Source organism: Stenotrophomonas sp. 01N47 (assembly GCF_056399165.1).
Genome location: NZ_JBFTQU010000050.1, coordinates 1 through 472, shown reverse-complemented (window position 1 = coordinate 472; position 472 = coordinate 1). Strand labels below are relative to the sequence as shown.

Here is a 472-nt window from a genome sequence, read left to right as displayed (position 1 = left end):
CGTGATCGCCGACGACCTCAATCTCTATGGCGTGGTTCGCCAGCGGCATGGCTCGGGCCCGTCGAGCTTCGAGACCTACACCCTGATCGGCAATCCGATCGCCCACGACTCGTTCCTCTATCACCACTTCTGGAACCGGGGCGGTGAGTTCCACATCGTCCGGCACTTCAAGGGCGGCTTCCACCTGTGGAACGACGCCGCGCCCGAGCGGCTGTCGCTGGGGCGCAGCCTGCCGGCGGTCTTCAACTGACGTCATCGAGGACCCATGCTCGATCTGGTTTGCCTGTCCGAACCGTTCTGCGTCACCCAGGCCTATGCGCCGGCCTCGGAAGCCGCGGGCATGTACCGCGTGGTGCGGGACGGCCGGCCGATCGAGGCCTCGCCCGAGGCGGTGGCGCGGCTGGGCGTGCGGGTGCGCTTCGTCGTCAGCGACAACTTCGTCACCCTGGCGGCCGACGGCCTGCGCCAGACC

2 protein-coding genes are annotated in these 472 nt (G+C 68.2%); both read left to right on the top strand.

What is annotated here, in order from left to right:
- On the top strand, nucleotides 1–250 hold a 250-nt coding region (locus AC1DKR_RS21150; RefSeq protein WP_478035108.1), incomplete at its 5' end, for a hypothetical protein.
- A gap of 15 nt (nucleotides 251–265) precedes the next feature.
- Nucleotides 266–472 (top strand): hypothetical protein (locus tag AC1DKR_RS21145; RefSeq protein WP_478035106.1); only part of this gene is annotated, 207 nt, incomplete at its 3' end.